The organism is Desulfuromonas sp. (assembly GCF_002868845.1).
Classification (GTDB): Bacteria; Desulfobacterota; Desulfuromonadia; order Desulfuromonadales; family BM501; genus BM501.
In genome coordinates, this window is sequence record NZ_PKUB01000010.1 from 1 (window position 1) to 17288 (window position 17288).

Annotated in this window: 15 protein-coding genes and 1 riboswitch; of the genes, 9 read left to right on the top strand and 6 right to left on the bottom strand. The window is 64.1% G+C overall.

Annotated features, from left to right (window positions below; all coding sequences use genetic code 11):
• Positions 1-138: rhodanese-like domain-containing protein (locus C0617_RS16965; protein ID WP_365888859.1), on the bottom strand; the 138-nt coding region annotated here is incomplete at its 3' end.
• 277 nt (positions 139-415) lie between these two features.
• Positions 416-1192, bottom strand: a complete 777-nt coding sequence (locus C0617_RS02715; RefSeq protein WP_291315484.1) for a M90 family metallopeptidase — start codon at positions 1190-1192, stop codon at positions 416-418.
• Between the two features lie 229 nt (positions 1193-1421).
• Between C0617_RS02715 and C0617_RS02720 the strand changes: the two genes are divergently transcribed.
• Complete coding sequence (locus C0617_RS02720; protein WP_291315485.1) at positions 1422-2291, top strand: shikimate dehydrogenase; 870 nt, start codon at positions 1422-1424, stop codon at positions 2289-2291.
• Positions 2288-2797 (top strand): shikimate kinase, encoded by a 510-nt coding sequence (locus C0617_RS02725; protein WP_291315486.1) that lies wholly within the window; start codon positions 2288-2290, stop codon positions 2795-2797. Before C0617_RS02720 ends, C0617_RS02725 begins: the two co-directional genes overlap by 4 nt.
• 133 nt (positions 2798-2930) lie before the next feature.
• Here the strand turns inward: C0617_RS02725 and C0617_RS02730 are convergent, their stop codons facing one another.
• Positions 2931-3731, bottom strand: a complete 801-nt coding sequence (locus C0617_RS02730) for a DeoR/GlpR family transcriptional regulator (RefSeq protein WP_291315487.1) — start codon at positions 3729-3731, stop codon at positions 2931-2933.
• Between the two features lie 513 nt (positions 3732-4244).
• Between C0617_RS02730 and C0617_RS02735 the strand changes: the two genes are divergently transcribed.
• Entirely contained in the window at positions 4245-4964 is a 720-nt protein-coding gene (locus tag C0617_RS02735; protein ID WP_291315488.1) for an MIP/aquaporin family protein, read from the top strand.
• A 48-nt stretch (positions 4965-5012) separates the two neighbouring features.
• On the top strand, positions 5013-6524 hold the full coding sequence (glpK, locus tag C0617_RS02740; protein ID WP_291315489.1) for a glycerol kinase GlpK: 1512 nt from the start codon (positions 5013-5015) through the stop codon (positions 6522-6524).
• Between the two features lie 532 nt (positions 6525-7056).
• Here glpK (C0617_RS02740) and C0617_RS02745 read toward each other — a convergent pair.
• Positions 7057-8670, bottom strand: coding sequence for an FAD-dependent oxidoreductase (locus tag C0617_RS02745; RefSeq protein ID WP_291315490.1), 1614 nt, complete (start codon positions 8668-8670; stop codon positions 7057-7059).
• 449 nt (positions 8671-9119) lie between these two features.
• Here C0617_RS02745 and C0617_RS02750 point away from each other — a divergent pair, with 449 nt between their 5' ends.
• The 5 genes from C0617_RS02750 to thiC all read left to right on the top strand — a co-directional run bounded on the left by C0617_RS02750 (position 9120) and on the right by thiC (position 15071).
• Entirely contained in the window at positions 9120-9320 is a 201-nt protein-coding gene (locus C0617_RS02750) for a DUF2180 family protein (protein ID WP_291315491.1), read from the top strand.
• Positions 9321-9330: 10 nt separating this feature from the next.
• Positions 9331-10050, top strand: coding sequence for an MIP/aquaporin family protein (locus C0617_RS02755; RefSeq protein WP_291315492.1), 720 nt, complete (start codon positions 9331-9333; stop codon positions 10048-10050).
• Between the two features lie 299 nt (positions 10051-10349).
• Positions 10350-11861 (top strand): glycerol kinase GlpK, encoded by a 1512-nt coding sequence (gene glpK / locus C0617_RS02760; RefSeq protein WP_291315493.1) that lies wholly within the window; start codon positions 10350-10352, stop codon positions 11859-11861.
• 72 nt (positions 11862-11933) lie between these two features.
• Positions 11934-12038, top strand: a riboswitch (TPP riboswitch).
• Between the two features lie 60 nt (positions 12039-12098).
• The gene (thiD, locus tag C0617_RS02765) at positions 12099-13541 is read left to right on the top strand and encodes a bifunctional hydroxymethylpyrimidine kinase/phosphomethylpyrimidine kinase (RefSeq protein ID WP_291315494.1); all 1443 of its coding nucleotides are present in this window, start codon (positions 12099-12101) and stop codon (positions 13539-13541) included.
• A 225-nt stretch (positions 13542-13766) separates the two neighbouring features.
• Positions 13767-15071 carry a phosphomethylpyrimidine synthase ThiC gene (gene thiC / locus C0617_RS02770; protein WP_291315495.1) on the top strand — a complete coding sequence of 435 codons (1305 nt, stop codon included), beginning with the start codon at positions 13767-13769 and terminating at the stop codon, positions 15069-15071.
• A 193-nt stretch (positions 15072-15264) separates the two neighbouring features.
• On the opposite strand, the gene C0617_RS02775 is transcribed toward thiC, so the two are convergent.
• A complete protein-coding gene (locus tag C0617_RS02775) occupies positions 15265-16107 on the bottom strand; it encodes a hypothetical protein (RefSeq protein WP_291315496.1) in 843 nt (280 codons plus the stop codon).
• Between the two features lie 515 nt (positions 16108-16622).
• Complete coding sequence (locus C0617_RS02780) at positions 16623-17120, bottom strand: hypothetical protein (protein WP_291315497.1); 498 nt, start codon at positions 17118-17120, stop codon at positions 16623-16625.
• Positions 17121-17288: the final 168 nt, after the last annotated feature.

A 17288-nucleotide genomic window follows, 5' to 3' on the forward strand; every position in this document is an offset into this window, starting at 1 on the left:
GCGCAGCACGATCCTCCAGGTCGGGGCGTGCAGGGCGCCCGGAACGTGCCCCGACCTGAATTCGAACCCGCTTCTTACGTCGACCACGGTGGGCGGCTGCTTCGATTTGATCCTTTTCGCCAGATCTTTCGCCTTCATGGGCACTCCTTAGCGAAATCAATATCCAAAGAGAAGGAAAGAAAAACCCGTCCTTCTTTAACGCATAGAAACCGCGACGCAAAAGGAAAACCGCTATCCGTAAAACGTTTTCCGGTTATGCACTTCGCTCAAGTTGAATGCAAAGCTACAACAGAAGCTTGTCATCTGCCAGGACAACCTGGGCAACTAGAATCAAGATCGGCCTCTCGCCCGTTCGCGTTCGCTCACTCAAGCCGCCAAGCCGCAAAGGAAAGGATTGCCCCCCTCCCCGCCGCCTTCACTCGTTCCCGCCCGGCCACCCGGCGGGGTCCTGCCGATAGTAGCCTTCCAGCTGGCCGTAGAGCTGCGGGTGCTTCTTCTTCAGCTGCCCCGGGTTCTCGAAAAAAGTTTCCGTGGCCACGGCGAAAAATTCGGCCGGATTGGTCGCGCCGTAATGATCGAGCAGGCTCTTGCGCCCCCCCTTCCGGCGCTGCTGGAGACGCTCGAACTCGTCGCCGAGAATCCGCGCCCAGGGGGAGTAATGGGAGCGGTCGGCCAGGATCGGCGCACCGTCGGTGCGGCCGTCCTCGCTGTCGAGCTGGTGGGCGAACTCGTGGAAAACCACGTTGTGCCCGTCGACCGGGTTCACGGCGCCGCGGCGCACGCTGTCCCAGGCGAGCACGACGGTGCCGTGGGACCACGATTCGCCGAGCCGCACGTCCTGGCGGCGGTGGACGACCCCGCTGCCGTCGGCGACGTCCCGGGAGGCCCGGTAGGGGGAGGGATAGATCAGGATGGAGCGGAGTTCGGGATAATAGTCCGTCTTGCGGTGCAGCAGCAGCACGCAGGCCTGGGCGGCGACCGTCACGCGGATCTCGTCGTCCAGCTGCAGCCCGCCGCACCCTTCGAACTCCTTTTCGTCCAAAAAGACCCGGATGTGCCCGTGCAGCTCGGCGCGGTCGCTCTCCGGCAGCCGGGCGTAAAAGCCGAGGTTGCGGCGAAGGGTCTCGATCCATACTGGCCGCAGCGGCCTGCCGCGCAGCTTCCGGCGGCGCCGGCCCTTGAAGAAAAACATGAGGGTCCTGTCCGGTCAAAGGGGTGAACAGGTTATTTAACATGGCCGGGCAGGGAGGACAAGGCAATGGGAGTAGATCCCCTCCCGGTGTCCCCCTTGAACAAGGCGGCAGATGATGCTATGTAGGTGTTCCGCTTCTCGAACGAAGGGACAGGGGCGCGGGCCAATCCCGTTCGATCGTTTCCGATGACATTTCCGACTCCGGTGGAATCACCCCAGGGAGGTCTTGATGAAGAACGCACCATCGATCAGCACCAGCACCAGGCTCTGCGCCGTGATCGGCAACCCGATCGCGCACAGCCTTTCACCGGCCATCCACAACGCCGCCTTCGCGGAACGGGGCCTCGACTATGTTTATCTGGCCTTCCCGGTCGAAGACGTGGGGAGCGTCCTGGCGGGGATGCGGGCAATCGGGAATTTCCGCGGCATGAGCGTCACCATCCCCCACAAGACCGAGGTCATGAAGCATGTGGACGAGATCGCCGAGGTCGACCGCCACATCGGCGCGATCAACACGGTGGTCAACGAGGGGGGCAGGCTGGTCGGATTCGGCACCGACGGGCCGGGCGCGCTGAAGGCCTTCGTCGACGCCGGGGTGGAACTGGGCGGCAAAAACGTCCTCATGCTCGGCTCGGGCGGGGCGGCGCGGGCAATCGCCTTCACCCTCGCCCGGCAGGCCGGCCCGGCACAGCTCGCGATCCTCGACGTCAACGAGCCGATGCTCGGCCAGCTGGCGGCCGACCTGCAGGCTGGGACGGACGCCGCGATCGCGCCGGACCTGCTGACCGAGGCGTCCCTCGCCGCGGCGATGGAGCGCGCCGACGTCGTCATCCACTGCACGCCGATCGGCATGCACCCCCACGAAGACGCCTCCCTCGTCCCGGCGGAACTCTTCCGGCCGGAGCAGGTCCTCTTCGACATCGTCTACACCCCCCTGGAGACGAAACTGCTCTCCGGGGCCCGCTCCCGGGGGGCGCAGGTCATCCACGGAGTGGAGATGTTCGTCAACCAGGCCGCCCTGCAGTTCGAACGCTTCACCGGCGAGGAGGCACCGGTCGAAGTCATGCGCCGCGTCGTCATGGAGCATCTGAAAAAATGAACATCGTACTGATCGGATATCGCGGCACCGGCAAGAGCGCCGCCGGGCATCTCGTCGCCGCACGGCTCGGGATGCCCTGCATCGGCCTCGATGCCGAGATCGTCAAGAAGGCGGGGATGTCGATTCCGGAGATCGTGGAGCTGAAAGGCTGGACGGCGTTCCGCGACATCGAGTCGGAGCGGGTCCGGGAATTCGCCGGGCGGGACAACGTCGTCATCGACGCCGGGGGCGGGATCATCGAGCGGCCTGAAAACACCGAGGCGCTGCAGGGCAGCTCCCGCATCTTCTGGCTGAAGGCCTCCGTCGAAACGATCGTCGCACGGATCGAGGGGGACACGGAGCGCCCCTCCCTGACCGCCGGCAAGACGTTCACCGAAGAGGTGACCGAGGTTCTGGAGAGGCGCACACCGCTGTACAAGGCCGCCGCCCAGCACGCCATCGACACCGACGGCCTGACCCCGGAGCAGGTCGCGGACCGGATCGTCGCGCTCTGGCGGAAGGGCTGACGAAAAGGTTTTATCCCCGGTGATGACAGGGAAGGTGACCGAAGGGTCGAATTTGCATTGAAAAGAAGAAGGGGCGGGCCCGGTCGGGTCAGCCCCTTCTTCTTTTTCGGTCGTTGCGGCACCTCCCGATTGTTTATTGGGAGCGCAACCCGGCTTCGGCCACATACAGGGCGACATTGTGCTCGGCCAGGCTCCCGGCGATCTCTTCCGGCGGTTGCCGGTCGGTAAAGAGCGCATCGATTTGCGACAGGTGGCCGAGCCGCACCAGGGCGTTCCGGCCGAACTTGGTGTGGTCGGCGGTCAGAAAGACCTTCCGCGAGTTTTCAATGATCGCCTGGGCGACGCGCACTTCGTGGTAGTCGAATTCGAGCAGGGTGCCGTCACTGTCGATGGCGGAAATGCCGAGGATGCCGAAATCGACCTTGAACTGCCGGATGAAGTCGATGGTCGCCTCGCCGGTGATGCCGCGGTAACGGTGACGGACCACCCCGCCGGCGATGATCACCTCGCAGGTCGGGTTGCCGCTCAGGATGGTGGCGACATTGAGGTCGTTGGTGATGACGCGGAGCCCCTCGTGGTCCCGCAGGGCCCTGGCGACCTCCTCGGTCGAGGTCCCGATGTCGATAAAGACCGAGGCCCGGTCGGGGATCTGGCCGGCGACCTGCCTGGCGATGCGCTGCTTCTCCTCGAGCAGCAGCACCTTGCGGGTCTCGTAGGCGACGTTCTCGACGCTCGAAGAGAGTCCGACCCCACCGTGGAAGCGGCGGACCAGCCCCTGGCTGCAAAGCTCGTTGATATCGCGACGAATGGTCTGGGGCGTCACGTCGAAGTTCTGCGCCAAAGCCTCCACGGCGGCAAACCCCTGCTGCCGGACCATTTCAACGATCTGCTTCTGTCTCTGACTGAGCCCCTTCCCCGCTTTCTTCTCCGCCATCATCCCCTCGTTCGGTTAAGCAATGTTGCATTGCGCAAATGATCCATCCCCAACGATACCGGCAGCAAATTAACATATTCGAACAGGAATGCACAGACTGTTGCCCCAAAAAATGTTTCAACATGAAAACAAGGTTTCACTTGCCTTCCCCCGGGATCGGACCGTCCCCCCATGTCCGCCCCCCAACCCAAGGGCCTGATTCAGGACGGGTATAGACGCTTTTCAACCTTTGATCGCTGGCCGGGCAGCCCCCACCCCTCCCCGAGCCTGCAACCATTTCCGTCAAAAATGAACATTTTCCTTTCTAAAGCAAAAAAATCGCTGCATCAATGTTCGCTTTGCATCAAATTTGTGTTGCATGAAACAAATGCGCCATGATAATGTTCGATTTAGAACTTAGTTTGTCGCCCGCCGGCACCCTGAGAAAGAGGAAGGCGCCGACAAACCCACCATCATCGGGCCGACGCACAAGGCAAGGCCACACTCCAGGCTTCAGCAAAGAAGGAGAACACCATGAGCATCTTTCTGGGCGAACTTATCGGAACCATGATCCTGATTCTGCTGGGCGGCGGGGTTGTCGCCAACGTGGTCCTGGAGAAATCCAAGGGGCAGAACTCCGGCTGGATCGTGATCAGCGCCGGGTGGGGCTTCGGGGTGGCGATTGCCGTCTATGTCGCCGGCTGGGTCAGCGGCGCCCACATCAACCCGGCGGTCACGATCGGGTTCCTGGCGCTGGGCAAAGTCGCCCTCGCGGACGCCCTGGTCTACTTTGCCGGTCAGTTCGCCGGCGCGTTCCTCGGCGCCGTCCTGGTCTGGCTGGCCTACCTCCCCCACTGGGAAAAGACAGAGGATGCCGACCTCAAGCTGGCCGTCTTCTGCACCGGACCGGCGATCCGCCACACCTTCGGCAACCTGCTCTGCGAAGCTATCGGCACCGCCATGCTGATGGTGGGGGTCCTGGGGATTTTCCACGCCAACAACGGCATCGGCAGCGGCTTCGGCCCCTATGCTGTCGGCATCCTGGTCTTCAGCCTCGGCCTCTCCCTCGGCGGGCCGACCGGCTACGCCATCAATCCCGCCCGCGACCTCGGGCCGCGCATCGCACACGCCCTCCTCCCCATCCCCGGCAAGCGCGACTCGAACTGGAGCTACGCCTGGATCCCGGTGGTCGGCCCCGTCATCGGCGCCGTGCTCGGAGCCTTTCTGTACCAGGGAGTCCTCGGAAGCCTTTAAAATTATGGCCTCCAGAGCATTTTCGACAAGAACCAAAGGAGAAAAACCATGGCCAAGTACGTCGCTGCCATCGACCAGGGAACCACCAGCACCCGCTGCATGCTCTTCAACCACGCCGGCGAACCCGTTTCGAGCTGCCAGATGGAACACAAGCAGATCTACCCCCAGCCGGGGTGGGTCGAGCACAACGCCGTCGAAATATGGTCCCGCACCAAGGACGTGATCCACGCCGCGATGGAAAAGGCCGGCCTGGTGGCAGCGGACATCGCCGCCGTCGGCATCACCAACCAGCGGGAGACGGCGGTGGTCTGGGACCGGAGAACAGGCCAGCCCTACCACAACGCCATCGTCTGGCAGGACACCCGCACCGACGCCATCTGTGGTCTGCTCGCCGGCGACGGGGGACAGGACCGTTTCCGCGCCAAGACCGGCCTCCCCCTGGCGACCTACTTCTCCGGCCCCAAGATCAAGTGGCTCCTCGACAACGTGGAGGGGCTGCGCGAGGCCGCCGAGAGGGGCGACGCCCTCTTCGGCAACATGGACACCTGGATCATCTGGAAGCTGACCGGCGGCATCAACGGCGGCGCCCACGTCACCGACGTCACCAACGCCTCGCGGACCATGCTGATGAATCTCGACGGCACCACATGGGATGACGAGATCATCGAGCTGATGGGCATCCCGAAACAGATGCTGCCGACGATCCGCCCCTCGAGCGACCCGGGACTCTACGGCCACACCAAGGAGAACGGCCCCTTCGGCGGCAAGATCCCCGTCTGCGGCGACCTCGGCGACCAGCAGGCGGCCACCGTCGGCCAGACCTGCTTCGGCGTCGGCGAAGCCAAGAACACCTACGGCACCGGCTGCTTCATGCTCCTCAACACCGGCACCGAGATCGTCCACTCCAAGAACGGCCTGCTCACCACCCCCTGCTACAAGTTCGGCAACGAGCCGACGGTCTACGCCCTCGAAGGCTCCATCGCCATCGCCGGCGCCGCGGTCCAGTGGCTGCGCGACCAGATGCGGCTGATCAACACCGCGGCGGACGTCGAGAACCTGGCCCGCATGGTCGAGGACAACGGCGGCATGTACTTCGTCCCCGCCTTCTCCGGTCTCTTCGCTCCCTACTGGAAGAGCGACGCTAGAGGCGCCATCGTCGGCATGACCCGCTACCTCACCCGCGGCCACTTCGCCCGGGCCGCCCTCGAGGCGGTGGCCTACCAGACCCGCGAGGTCCTCGACGCCATGGAGGCCGACTCCGGGGTCAAGCTCAAGGCCCTCAAGGTCGACGGCGGCATGGTCGCCAACGAATTGCTGATGCAGTACCAGGCCGACGTCCTGGGAGTCACCGTCACCCGTCCCAAGGTCGCCGAGAGCACCGCCCTGGGAGCCGCCTATGCCGCCGGCCTCGCCGTCGGTTTCTGGAACAACACCGACGAGATGCGGCAGAACTGGGGGGTCGACAAGAACTGGGAGCCGGCCGAGGACGATACCGCCCGGGTCAAAAACTTCGGCATGTGGAAGAAAGCCGTCACCCGCACCTTCGACTGGGTGGACTAAACCGGCACGGCCACAAACCAAACCCCGCGGGGGAAACCCTCTCCTCCGCGGGGTTACATTCTTTACAGTTCTCACCTCTTCGGCAGCACATTTGTGCTGCCTTTTTTCGTCCGGCGTAAACACCTTTTACCGGCAAGGCCCCCTTCCCCGCATCGCCCAGCGCCTTGAATGGGGACGGACCTAGACAACCTGCCGATATTTAGTGAAAACGCCTAAGTTTTTGGCCTGTTTTTTTTGGCTTAGAGTGGCCTTTTTGGCCCCAAAATGGTGTGTCTAAGGGTGGGGTGGGGATACCGGGACCCTGGTATCCGCGAGAGGAAAAAACGGGACATCCATGCATTCATGCGTTGCTATTGAGCCTGCGGAAAAAAGGGGCCTACAAATCACCATTTACGGCATATAGAACGGCTCCTCCAAAAAACCGGAGGGGCTATCCCTGCCGTGCACGGGCACCCGCCAGCCAAAAAAAACGGGCCACCTTCTCTCCAGTGAGAAGGTGGCCCGTTTTTCCGTTCTTCCTGCCCGACGCGCCCTACAAGGCGACGGCCAGACGTTCCGTCACCAGGTCGTATTCGGCCTGGCCGCGGGCCTCGTCCCAGCCGAGTTCCTTTGCCATGATCTCCACCACACGCCGGGCCACCGCCGCGGTCGCGGCCTTGTCGATCAATGCCAGCGGCAGGCGCCGCGCCAGCACGTCGATGGCGCGCTCGGCGAATTCGTGGCGCACCGCGTAGACGATCTCGGCCTCGATGTAGGGGTGGTCGGGATGGAGCCGGGAGTCGAACCCTTCGGCCGCCACTTCTGCCACGGCATCGGCGCGGTCGCCGTAGGCGCGGTTCAGGTTGGCGGCAACGTCGGCCGCGAGGCCGTGTGCCCCCACCAGCCGGGCACCGCCGTCGGGCAGGTAACCGGCGCCGCCGGCCACCGGGGTGTCGTTGGTCTGGCAGGCGAGGGCGGGCTCGAGTCCGTACCCCGCCACCGCCTGGTCGACGGTGTCCTCGGCCATCCTGCGGTAACTGGTCCACTTGCCGCCGACGATGGTGAGGAGGCCGGCCTCGCTCATGGAGATCACGTGGTCGCGGACCAGGTTGGAGGTATCGGCCGCCTCCGGGTCGGCGACCAGGGGGCGCAGGCCCGACCAGGTGGCCTTGATGTCGTCCCTGGTCACGCTGAGGTCGAAATACTTTCGGACATGGCGCAGCAGGTAATCGACCTCGTCCTCCGTCGCCCGGGGATGTTCGCTGATCTCCGCGGGGTCGTCGGTGGTGCCGACCAGGGCATGCCCCTGCCAGGGGATGACGAAGAGAACCCGGCCATCTTCGGTCTTGGGGATCATCAGCCCCGTCTCGGGCGGGGCGAAGCGCTCGTCGAGGACGATGTGGATCCCCGAGCTGGCGGTGATGATCGGCGTGGCGGCGGGGTCGTCCATCTGCCTCAGGCGGTCGCCGAAGGGGCCGGTGGCGTTGACCACCCCCCTGGCGCGCAACGTCCATTCGCTCCCGGTCAGGCTGTCCTTGAGTCGGGCGCCGGCGACATGGCCGCTCTCCTTGACGAGGTCTGTGACTTCGACGTGGTTGGCCACCACCGCGCCGTGTTCCCGGGCGGTCATGGCGAGGGCCACGGCCATCCGGGCGTCGTTGAACTGGCCGTCGTAGTAGAGGACCCCCGCCTTGAGGCCCTTCGCCTGGAGCATCGGGAAACGCTGAAGGGCTTTCTTGCGGCTCAGCAGGCGGCTGTGGCCGATCCCCATCTTGCCGGCCAGGAGGTCGTAGAGCTTCAGGCCGATGGTCACCATGGGGACGTCGAGCCACTTGTACAGGGGGGTGACAAAGGGGATCGGGTTCGACAGGTGGGGCGCGTTTTTCAGCAGGACGCCCCGCTCGTGGAGCCCCTCCCTGACCAGATCGTACTGGGCCTTGTCGAGGCGCTTAACGGCCTTTTCGAGGTAGCGCACCCCGCCGTGGACCAGTTTGGTACTGCGGCTGCTGGTCACCTCGGCGAGATCGTTCTTTTCCACCAGGGCGACCTTGAGGCCGCGGAGCGCAGCGTCGACCGCGATGCCGCAGCCGGTCGCGCCGCCGCCGACGACCAGAAGGTCAAAAGGTTCGTCCTGCTTCAGGGCCGCCAGTGTCTCTTGTCTCGTCATCTTTACCTCTTCGCTGAAAGGAGCCAGCCTTTGCCCGCCAGAATGTCAAACGTTCGGATCGACACCCCTGTATGTTCACTTTCAATGATAAACGGGACCCAAAATGTTTGCAAGCGAAAAAACAGACGCCAGGCTGGCACCTTTCGAGTTTGCCCGGAAGAGGAAAGGCAAACGCCCGGGGGCGATATGATTCCGCATCTTTACAGGAAAGAGAGTCAAGGGACCAACCGACCCCCCGAGGCAATTGTTCGAAAACGAAAACAGATGCGTATTCCTGAAGGACGAAGGGGCCGGAAATGACCACGGAAAAGGACTCCCGGCGGCACCGAAGGCGGGGCGAGGAAAAGGGGGCCGTTTGACCGATTCCGGGGACCTACTACAATTACGGTACAGGACGGCACAAGCAGGCAAAGCCATCCGCCACCCGGCAACAAAAGAGGGGGACATTTATGGAGTGCTACAACTGCGCAAAAGCGGATTCCAAGAGCGAAGCGGTCGCCGTCTGTTCGGTGTGCGGTCGGGGCCTCTGCCCCGGCCATGCGATCGAACGCGACATCCCCCTGGTGAGGCGGGTTTCCGGCTGGGGGGACCAGTCACTGATCCACATCCTGTGCGGGGCATGCGCCGAGGTGAAGGCGCTGACCGACTAGGAGGCACCCCATGGACATCTTTCTGGGTGAACTCGTCGGAACCATGATCCTGATCCTGCTGGGGGACGGCGTGGTGGCCAACGTGGTCCTTGAGAAATCGAAGGGGCAGAACTCCGACTGGATCGTTATCGCCGCCGGATGGGGGTTCGGCGTGGCCATCGCCGTCTATGTCACAGGCTGGGTCAGCGGCGCCCACATCAACCCTGCGGTCACGGTCGGCTTTCTGGCCCTCGGCAAGATCACCTTCGCAACGGCCCTGGTCTACTTCGCCGGCCAGTTTCTCGGCGCGTTCCTCGGCGCGGTGCTGGTCTGGCTGGCCTACCTGGCGCACTGGGAAAAGACCGAGGATGCCGATCTCAAACTGGCGGTCTTCTGCACCGCTCCGGCCATTCGCAGCTACGGCCGCAACCTGCTCACCGAGATCATCGGCACCGCCATGCTGCTGGTCGGGGTGCTGGGGATCTTCAACGCCAACAACGGCCTCGCAGGCGGCATGGGGCCTTATGCGGTCGGCATCCTGGTCTTCAGCCTGGGGCTGTCGCTGGGCGGGCCGACCGGCTACGCCATAAACCCGGCCCGCGACCTGGGGCCGCGCATCGCCCACGCGGTCCTGCCGATCCCCGGCAAGAGGGACGGCGACTGGGCCTACGCCTGGGTTCCGGTGGTCGGGCCGATTATCGGCGGCGTCCTGGGGGCGGTTTTCTACGATCTGGTGATCGGACCTCTTTGAATAGCTGCTTCTGGTTGTCCACTTCACTCAGGTTGAACTCAAGATGTGCTGCAAAAGCTGCCCTCCGGCAGAGGAGCCCATCGATCGAAATCAAAACCGGCCTCACGCCCGTTCGCATTTGCCCACTCAAGTCGCAAAGCCGCAAAGAAAACGATAGAGACTCGATTTATTGCCTTCCTTAGCGGCTTTGCGTGAGACACGGGACTCGGTTTTGCACTCAACCTCATTCATCGTTACTGGAATCAAGGGCATAAACAGATAGCTGATTCCCATCCCAAAAGGACCAAGGAGGCACGGGCATGGCCAAATTCGTAGCTGCAGTCGACCAGGGGACGACCAGTTCCCGCTGCATGATTTTCAACCATTCGGGCGAGACGGTCTCCAGCTGCCAGATGGAACACAAGCAGATCTACCCCCAGCCGGGATGGGTGGAGCACGACGCCGTCGAAATCTGGTCCCGCACCAAGGACGTGATCCACGGCGCGATGGAGAAAGCCGGCCTGGTGGCCGCCGACATCGCGGCGGTCGGGGTCACCAACCAGCGAGAGACGGCGGTGGCCTGGGACAGAAAGACCGGCCAGCCCTACCACAACGCCATCGTCTGGCAGGACACCCGCACCGACAAGATCTGCGACCGGCTTGCCGAAGAGGGGGGCCAGGACCGCTTCCGCTTCCGGACCGGCCTGCCGCTGGCGACCTACTTCTCCGGCCCAAAGATCAGCTGGCTGCTCGAGAACGTCCCCGGCCTGCGCGAAGCGGCCGAGCGGGGGGACGCCCTGTTCGGCAACATGGACACCTGGATCATCTGGAAGCTGACCGGCGGCATCAACGGCGGCGCTCACGTCACCGACGTCACCAACGCCTCGCGGACCATGCTGATGGACCTGGACGGCACCTGCTGGGATGACGAGATCCTCGAAGCCATGGGGGTCCCCCGGTCGATGCTTCCCGAGATCCGCCCCTCCAGCGACCCGGATTTCTACGGCCTGACCAGGCCCGACGGCCCCTTCGGCGGCGAGATCCCCGTCTGCGGCGACCTCGGCGACCAGCAGGCGGCGACCGTCGGCCAGGCCTGTTTCAGCCCGGGCGAGGCGAAGAACACCTACGGCACCGGCTGCTTCATGCTGCTCAACACCGGCACCGAGATCGTCCGCTCGAAAAGCGGGCTCCTGACCACCCCCTGCTACAAGTTCGGCAATGATCCGACCGTCTACGCCCTGGAGGGTTCCATCGCCATCGCCGGCGCCCTGGTGCAGTGGCTGCGCGACGGCCTGCGGCTGATCAACACCGCCGCCGACGTCGAGAACCTGGCCCGCATGGTCGAGGACAACGGCGGCATCTACTTCGTGCCGGCCTTCTCCGGGCTCTTCGCCCCCTACTGGCGGGGCGACGCTAGAGGCGCCATCGTCGGCATGACCCGCTACGTCACCCGCGGGCACATCGCCCGGGCGACCCTCGAGGCGGTCGCCTACCAGACCCGCGAGGTGGCGGACGCGATGGAGAAGGATTCCGGGGTGGAGCTGAAAGCGCTCAAGGTGGACGGCGGGATGGTGGCCAACACCCTGCTCATGCAGATCCAGGCCGACGTGCTCGGGGTCCCCGTGACCCGCCCCCGGGTAGCGGAGAGCACCGCCCTCGGCGCCGCCTACGCCGCCGGCCTGGCGGTCGGCTATTGGAAGAACACCGACGAGATGCGGCAGAACTGGGGAATCGACAAGACTTGGCAGCCGTCCGGGGACGACACCGCCCGCACCCGAAACTACAACCTGTGGAAAAAGGCGGTCACCCGCACCTTCGACTGGGTGGAGTGACCCGGGAACGGCCCCCGAACGACAAGAACCTTGACACCACCCCCCAATTCTTTTACGCTTCGCGGTAACGATAAAAACCGCTAGGGGAGTATCACACTGAGAGTTCCGCAGCACGCGGAACGACCCTTGGAACCTGATCCGGATGATGCCGGCGTAGGGAAGCGGTAAGGGAAGACGGTATCGACACTGCCGTGGGCTCTTGCGCTCACGGCTTTTTTTATTTGCAGGCCTCGAACCATGATCAGCGGACTCTACATCATCACCGACGGCGACGAGGACGGCCGCCTCGCCGAGCGGACCCGGGCGGCCATCGCCGGGGGAGCGCGCATCGTCCAGTACCGGGACAAGGGGCGCCCCGAGGCGGAGAAGCTCGCCGCGGCCCGCCGCATCGGCGAGATCTGCCGCCGGTCCGGGGCGACCTATATCGTCAACGACTCCCCGCAGCTCGCCCGCGAGGCGGGGGCCGACGGCGTCCACCTCGGCCAGGGGGACGGCACCGTCGCCGCGGCCCGCGAGATCCTCGGTCCGAAGGGGATCGTCGGCGTCTCCACCCGCACCGCCGAGCAGGCCCGCGCCGCCCAGGCGCAGGGAGCGAACTACATCGGCCTGGGGAGCATGTTCCCCACGGCCACCAAGGACGACGCGGTCCACGTCGGGGTCGACCGGTTGCGCCAGGTGCGCCGCGAGGTCGCCCTGCCGATCGTCGCCATCGGCGGCATCGACCGCGAGGGGGCCTGCGAGGTCATCGACGCCGGGGCCGACGCGGTGGCGGTCGTCTCCGCGGTCATGGCCGACCCCGACCCGGCCCTCGCGGCCCGGGAGATCGCCCTCCTCTTCAACCGGATCGACCCCCTGCGGCGGGCCCGGGTCCTCACCGTGGCCGGCTCCGACTCGGGAGGCGGGGCGGGCATCCAGGCCGACCTGAAGACGGTTTCCCTGCTCGGGGGCTACGGGGCGAGCGCCATCACCGCGCTGACCGCCCAGAACACCCTCGGGGTCCATGGCATTCACCCGGTGCCGGCCGGCTTCGTCGCCGAGCAGATCGAGACGGTCCTCTCGGACATCGGCGCCGACGCCGTCAAGACCGGCATGCTCCTCTCGGCCGAGATCATCCGGGCGACGGCCAGGGCGCTCGCGGAGCGGCACCTGCCGATCGTCGTCGATCCGGTAATGATCGCCAAGGGGGGCGCCGCCCTGCTGCAGGACGAGGCGATCGCCGCCCTGCTCGAAGAGCTCCTCCCCCTGACCTACCTCCTCACCCCCAACCTCCCCGAGGCGCAGGCCCTGACCGGGATAGCGGTGACCGACGAGGCCGGGATGGAGAAAGCCGCCCGCCGGCTGCAGGAGATGGGCGCCCGCAACGTCCTTCTCAAGGGAGGCCACCTGGAGGGGGAAGCCGTCGACCTGCTGCTCGAAGGCGGCCGGGTCCGCCGCTACGCCGCGCCGCGCCTGGAGACGCCCAACACCCACGGGACGGGGTGCACCTACGCGGCGGCGGTCGCCACCTGTCTCGCCGGGGGCGAGCCGCTGCCCGTCGCGGTGGCGAAGGCCAAGACGTTCATCACCGAGGCGATCCGCACCGCCCTCCCCCTCGGCTCGGGACACGGCCCCGTCAACCACTGGGAGGCGGCGAATACCCTCAGGGACGACCGCCCGGAAACCAAAGGATTTCAACCCTAAAACCGGCCTCGCGCCCGTTCGCTTTGCTCACTCAAGACGCAAAGCCCCAAAGGAAGGCACCAGGCCAACAAAGGGATCACGGTAAAGGAATTTCCGGTTTTCAAAACCTGGGAATATGGCAAACAACAAAGCTGCTCTTCCTTGAGGTCGATTTTTGCACTTTTTGGCGTCTTTGCGGCTTTGCGTGAGACAAGACGTTTTGATTTTCCCATCGGAGTAACTCAAATGACCCAGCTCGAATACGCCCGCCAGGGCACCGTCACCGACAAGATGAAGCAGGCCGCCGCCGTTGAAGGCGTTGACGCCGAAGTGCTGCGCCAACGCATCGCCGAAGGCACCGCCATCATCTGCCACAACAACAAGCGCGCCAACGGCATCCCCCTGGCCGTCGGCAAGGGCCTCTCCACCAAGGTCAACGCCAACATCGGCACCAGCAAGGACGACAAGAGCATCGACAAGGAGCTGGAGAAGGCCCGCGTCGCGGTGGCCGCCGGCGCCCACGCCATCATGGACCTGTCCACCGGCGGCCCCATCGACGAGATCCGCGCCGCGATCATCCGCGAGACCCAGGCCTGCATCGGCTCGGTGCCCCTCTACCAGGCGGCCGTCGACACGGTGACCCGCAAGGGCAAGGCGATGGTCGACATGACCGTCGACGAGATCTTCGACGGCATCGTCAAGCACCTCGAGGACGGGGTCGACTTCATCACCGTCCACTGCGGCGTCACCCGCGCCACCGTCGAGCGCATGGACAAGGAAGGCCGGATCATGGAGGTCGTCTCCCGGGGCGGCTCCTTCACCATCGAGTGGATGACCCACAACGACGCCGAGAACCCCCTCTACGAGTACTTCGACCGGCTGCTGGAGATCGTCAAGCCGTACGACGCCACCCTCTCCCTCGGTGACGGCTTCCGTCCCGGCTGCCTCGCCGACGCCACCGACCGGGCGCAGATCCAGGAACTGATCATCCTCGGCGAGCTGACCCAGCGGGCCTGGGACGCCGGCATCCAGGTCATGATCGAGGGACCGGGGCACGTACCGCTGAACCAGATCGAGGCCAACATCCAGCTGCAGAAGCGCCTCTGCCACGGCGCCCCCTTCTACGTCCTCGGGCCCCTCGTCACCGACATCGCCCCCGGCTACGACCACATCACCTGCGCCATCGGCGGCACCGTCGCCGCCGCGGCCGGGGCCGACTTCCTCTGCTACGTCACCGCCAGCGAGCACCTGGCGTTGCCGACGGTGGAGGACGTCAACGAAGGAGTAATGGCCTGCCGCCTCGCCGCCCACGCCGGGGACATCGTCAAAGGGGTCAAGGGGGCGATCGACAAGGACATCGCCATGGCCAAGTGCCGCAAGGAACTCGACTGGGAGGGGCAGTTCGCCCTCGCCCTCGACCCGGAAAAGGCCCGCCGCATCCGGGCCGAATCGGGGGTGGACGAGGAGCACGGCGCCTGCACCATGTGCGGCGAGTTCTGCGCCTACAAGGTGATGACCGCGCGCAAGGAGAAGGTCCAGGCCTCTTCCTGACCCCCCTGCCGCCTCCTTAACGGCACGGCATGCTGGAAAATCTGAAGCATTCAAAGCAAGAGCCCCCAGGTCAAAGACCTGGGGGCTCTTGCTTTGAATGCCTGCTTTTATCGATTAGGGCGGCCCTCGCAGACGGTAGATTCTAGTCAAAAGTGCCCCACCGGCGGGCCCTGCCCATTGAGCCCGGAACAGGCTAAGGCAGAACGCCTGTCTCTTTGATTTGGAAATCCTCGTCCAGGATGATCCCCACCCCCCGGGCAAAGGTCTTATACCCTTTGTCGCCATCGACCGGGTTGAATTCGCGCCCTCTGCGCACGTCTTCGAAAGTGACGTCCTCCATCGCTACGCCGTCGATCGTGACGTCTTCCAGCAGCACAGACCCGCTGCCGACAATCTTCATTTCATCCAAGGCGTCGGGGGGACCGTTTTCCTGCTGAAACTTGGTGCCCGGCAACGCATCGTCGGAAGCGGGGAAGAATACGCCTGGGCTGCTGGCCATGCCTTCGTCGGCCCGCCACTCGCCCTCTTCATTTCTCTCCAAACCGTCAACGACCTCTCCGGGGACAGGCTCATCGCCGTTGTCAAAGAGTGCGAATACTTCTTCCTCGGCCGGCTCCCATACTTCTTCCCCGAAATAGCAGAGGGTGTCGTCCGCGGTCCTCTGCGCATAGTAGTTGAACGACTGTTCGATGACTTCATCGTTCTGGATGAAACCGTCCTCGTTCTCGTCGACGGCTTCTAGTTCCTCGACCACCCGCGTCAGCACATTGAAGGTCCCCGGATAGAGCGTCTCGGTCTCATCGAGGACGGTAATTCGCACGATGATTATTTCGTCGTCCTCTTCGCCGACCAGTCTCCACTGTCGCCCAACCGGGGAATACAGGATGTAAGGATTGTCGATGTCAATGGTGAAAACCTGGGTGGGCGCGCATAGTGCCAGGTCGATTTTCTTCTCCCCAGCACTGGCCGGCGAGATGGAGCCAAAGACCAGGGCAGTGATCGCCAGCGCCATCATGAAAAGGGTTCGCATTCCCATTTTTCGCGTGTCTCTCATCGGTCTTTTCCTTTCCTTAGATTGATTGACAGGAGGATCCTTCTTTCAGCGGAAGCACACCCCTCAAAAGACCACCCCTAGTTGCAAAACAGCAACAAAACCAATAATTTATAGCCCAGCAAGAGAACATTATCAGGTCGAGACCCCTTGTCAACGCCAACAATTTAGTGCCCCTTCTTGATATAGGTCACCGTTTGTCGCTTGCCGATTGTTACGAGTATTTCTGCGCGCTTGGATCTACCGAAGACTCGGTTTCGGTGGAATAACCCGCGAAGAAAAAAGCAAGAGCCCCAGGTCTCAGCGACCTGGGGCTCTTGCTTTGTGAGCCTGTTTTTCGTGGTGGCTAGCCTTGCAGACAGCCCCCAAAATGGTCCGGGGGTTTTCGATGCAAGGATTGGAAAAGTCAAATCCCATCTTTAAAGGCCTGACCCCGACCTCGACCAAGGCCTGACCCCGACCTCGACCTCCGGGGCTCTTTCGTTGCGCGCCGCCCTCCCTTACCCCTCCGGCTCGTCCCTGTCGGAGAGCCGCTTCGACTTCAAGTGCTCCACGTGGAGGATCAGGGTGTCGGTCGTCTCCTTGAGCAGGTCGAGCTCCTCGATGGAGATGTCGTCGAGCTGCTCGAGGTTGTACTCGATGGTTTCGACGATCTGCCGGTCGGGCCGCTGCAGGGGGCGCATGAAGTAGGTCGTGATGGTGGCGACGATGGTCCCGAAGAAGATCGACGACCCGAGGACGATCCAGGCCCCGCCAATGAGCTGGGAGAGGCCGGCAAGGGGCGTGTCGGCGATCCCGGCGGTCGAGAAGGCGGCGATCCCCCAGTAGAGGGCGTTGCCGCAGGACCTGATCGTCGTCCCCGGGGCCCCGCGCTCCGCCAGGAAGAGCCCCGCCGAGAAGAGGAGCCAGAGGACGATCAGGAGGAGGAGCATCTTCACGAAAGGGGTGTGGACGAAGATGTCCCGAACGAACCTCTGCATTCTCGTGTCGCGTCTCATTGCTCCCCCCTCGGACCAGTCGCTGTGAGGCCGGTCGGGACTCCCGGCCCCCTCTTCGTAGAGTTTAGCGCCTCTCCGGGTCAGGTCAAAAACTCCTCCGGAGTGCCCTCGATACCGATTGACAGGCATCCCTCTCCGCTGGTAGCCTTATGGCACTTCAACCAATAT